At 40.1% G+C, this 3,336-nt stretch carries 4 protein-coding genes; 1 reads left to right on the top strand and 3 read right to left on the bottom strand.

Annotated features, from left to right (window positions below):
• Positions 1-150: 150 nt before the first annotated feature.
• Positions 151-1,005: a Cof-type HAD-IIB family hydrolase gene (locus tag V7077_RS14210; RefSeq protein WP_335502713.1), complete on the bottom strand. Its 855-nt coding sequence runs from the start codon at positions 1,003-1,005 to the stop codon at positions 151-153.
• 71 nt (positions 1,006-1,076) lie between these two features.
• Positions 1,077-1,751 carry a DNA alkylation repair protein gene (locus V7077_RS14205; RefSeq protein ID WP_335502710.1) on the bottom strand — a complete coding sequence of 225 codons (675 nt, stop codon included), beginning with the start codon at positions 1,749-1,751 and terminating at the stop codon, positions 1,077-1,079.
• A gap of 118 nt (positions 1,752-1,869) precedes the next feature.
• Between V7077_RS14205 and V7077_RS14200 the strand changes: the two genes are divergently transcribed.
• On the top strand, positions 1,870-2,025 hold the full coding sequence (locus tag V7077_RS14200; protein ID WP_235741650.1) for a hypothetical protein: 156 nt from the start codon (positions 1,870-1,872) through the stop codon (positions 2,023-2,025).
• Between the two features lie 111 nt (positions 2,026-2,136).
• On the opposite strand, the gene V7077_RS14195 is transcribed toward V7077_RS14200, so the two are convergent.
• A complete protein-coding gene (locus V7077_RS14195) occupies positions 2,137-3,240 on the bottom strand; it encodes a PRK06851 family protein (RefSeq protein WP_335502705.1) in 1,104 nt (367 codons plus the stop codon).
• Positions 3,241-3,336 lie beyond the last annotated feature (96 nt).

Raw genomic sequence — 3,336 nt, 5'->3', positions numbered from 1 at the left:
GCATTTTCGAGGAGTCTTCACTGCCTTCCACTCCAATCAACAGAGTTCTTTTACTTAGTTTAAATTAAAAGGTATATTTCTCTTCATTTAGAGGAGGAATATACCTTTTTTGTTTTTACTAATAGTTTATTTTAGTATTCTTTTCACTGCTTATAAGACTTCAAGTATCGCCTGGGCTACTCCATGTTCATCATTTGTATCGGTAATCACATCACAAAGCGCCTTAATTTCGTAGCTGGCATTGCCCATGGCAACTGACCTTCCTGCCCGTTCGAACATGGACACATCATTTAAGTTATCACCAATCGCCATCGTCTCGGCCATATCAATTCCTTTAGCTTTCGCAAATGACTCGAGGGCAAGACCTTTTTGAGCTTGTTTATTCGTAATTTCAAGATTTTCGTGGCCAGAAGAAGTAACATCCAAGTCTGAAAAATCACGAAGTTCTTCACCGGCGGCTTTAAGTTTACTGCGATCAAAACAAAATGCCAAAACCTTATAAATTAGATAATTTTCATCAGTAAATAGAAGCTCATAATCCTCAATTTGATGAATTAAGCCATCCCTGATTCTCGCTCCTGCTGCATGTCTAATCTCCTCCGGATCGATTTCGGGATTGGCACTAACGACAATGTCCACCAAAATGGAAACAGCTTTATCCGGATCAAGCGTGTAGGCACCTTTGTCTGTATAAACCTCGTAGTAAACATCATGATCACTTAGTTTTGCTGCTACGGCTCTCGCAAGTTCTTTCCTTATGGGGGTTGAAGAAAGTACTTCGCCTTCTTTTGAGCGGACCTCCGCTCCATTCACACAGATGACAGGACAGGATAAGCCGGCCTCAGAAAGTACGTATGTAGCTTCTTGATAAGACCTTCCAGTAGCAACGACAAATTCGATTCCTTCAGCCTGCGCCTTAATAATTGCTTGTTTGTTTTCCTCACTAATTTGTTGTCTTGAATTTAATAATGTTCCATCCATGTCTGAAGCAATACATTTAATCATGTTGTCCACCTTTTCCATTTTTTCATTAGTGACATTCTAACACAGATTCCCAGCCATTAAGAATCTTAAGCTCACCCCAAATACTTACTGCCTTCGCGAACACTTAAAGGAGCTAACTTATGTCCCTCTATAAATTTCTTTACGGATGCTGGATTTGTTTTTGAATACTCCCGCAATGCCCAGCCGATCGCTTTTTGAATAAAAAATTCCTTACTCTCAGCATTTTTCATTATGTATCGGTAAAGCAGGTCTTCATTCGTTTTCCCCTTATATTTCAGTTGAAAAAGAATCGCGGCCCTCCGCAGCCAAATATTTTCATTTACAGACCAGCCATCAATCGTTTCTACTATAACTTCTGGAAAATTCTCTGCTATTTTTCCGACCGGTTTAGGAGCAATGGCATCAACGGTATCCCACCAGGATTTGGTCGTAATCAGCCATTCCATGAAAGGCAGATCACTTTTATGCAATTTCTTCAGGGATTTTTCCATATAAGTTAAAGCCGTATACTGATATTCTCTATCCTGTTTATTCCAAAGTTCTTCAATGAATTCTTTATTAAAAGGCTCATGTAACAAGCCTGTTTCCTGAAAGAATTTCTTTTCTAATTCCTTACGTAAAGGGGATTTAATTCCTAGGAAAGAAAAATGACCCTTCATATAATTTTGCATCGGTCCAGCGTTATCTGCATCGCGCTTCTCCTCAAACAGCTTTGTTAAAACATGTGTCTCTATTAACACCTGCATTCATCCTCTCCCAATCAGTTCGATTACTAATTCTATTGCTTCCCATTTTTCCCTTTATTTTATCCGGATAATCCAACCATTCCATGACACACTATTAGCAGATAGGGGGGAGACATAGATGACAAAAAAAATTAATAAAGGCAGCCGTAATCAAAATTCACCGCAAGCGGGACACGCGGAAGCCGAATTCGGGACCGAGTTTGTCAGCGGTGATAACAGTAAAGGGAACAAACGGAATAAAGGGCAGCAAAGTAAAACAAATCCGCACAAATAAAATGCCGGGGATATTCCCGGCATTCTTTTTTGACGTTACGTTACTTAGAATTTTGATTCAGCTCTATCAACTAGCTGCTTCGCTACAAAATAAACGGATGCTTCTGCTTTTTTACTGCACCTTGCTCGCCGCCAAATCATTTATTTCCCCAGCAATTCTCGCATAGATTTTTTCAACAACCGAAAAATCCATTGCGGCTACATAAATCTCTTCCAGCTCATCATGCAGGGATTTGGCTTTTGCCAGATAACTTGTCGCCTCGGTCATTTTGTTTTTATATTTTTCAGCAATGTTAGTGATGAAATCAGCAAATAGCTCATCCGTTCCAGGCTCAATCAAAATCTCATACATATCAATAATTTCATCGCCGTCTCGGCTTGGGAAGTATTCATGCGGGGCCGTACTGTCAAAAATCGCCACACCCAGCTCCCGGAAAATGACCATATCGAGACTGTGCGGGTCAAAACCGCAATGATAAACTTCGACATCGATACCGCGCTCTTCTCCTGCGGCTGCCAGTTTTTTCAGCATTGTCGACTTTCCAGAGCCTGGACGTCCTTTAATAAAATAGCGTTTTGGAATCTCCTCCGTCAAATTCGGAACATAATCAACGGCTCCTTGCGGTGTGGCCGCTCCTAAGAAGCGATGACGGACATCAGGAGTTTTATTTAATTTTATTTTTCCAAAAAAAGAGTCAATTAATTTATTGGTTAATTGGTCCGCCTTCTTAAAATTCATGCTGTTAATATAAATTTTTTCCCAATCATCATGAATTTCTAATGCCTCTTTAAACGTTGCATATGCTTTCTGAAATGATTGACTGATTTGGCTTGTGAGCTTTTGAATCACATTTTTCTGCCTATTAAGGTCGCGCGAATTCCAAGCTTCGCCAAGATTTATATACTCTTCAACTGCACCTGGTGCCTTAGGCTCAATCACATGCGGCGCCGTCCCGTCAACAAGACCTACCTTTAACGCAGGAATAATCACGCCATCGATGGACTGATTATCAGATGAACAATGGAGAAACTCAATATTATAACCTTTTTCAACCCACTCTTGGCCTATTTTCTTCATAAGTGAGGATTTGCCGGTACCTGGACCGCCCTTTAAAATAAACAATCTCTCTAATCCTTGCAGATTGGAATCATACAGATTATAAAAGCCTCTGGCTGTATTACCGCCGGCATAATAATTCTTGATTTTCCCTGCCACTCATCAACACTCCCTTTTAACAAATCAACTTGCTTAAAAGCTTAAGATGTATAACATTCGATTAGTTTCCTAAAAGCAAGGCTGTGTTAATCTTGA

Origin of the sequence: Neobacillus vireti, assembly GCF_036962465.1 — a bacterium.
GTDB lineage: Bacteria > Bacillota > Bacilli > Bacillales > Cytobacillaceae > Neobacillus > Neobacillus vireti_B.
The sequence above is the reverse complement of the archived record's forward strand: the minus strand, read 5'-3'. Positions and strand labels throughout refer to the sequence as shown.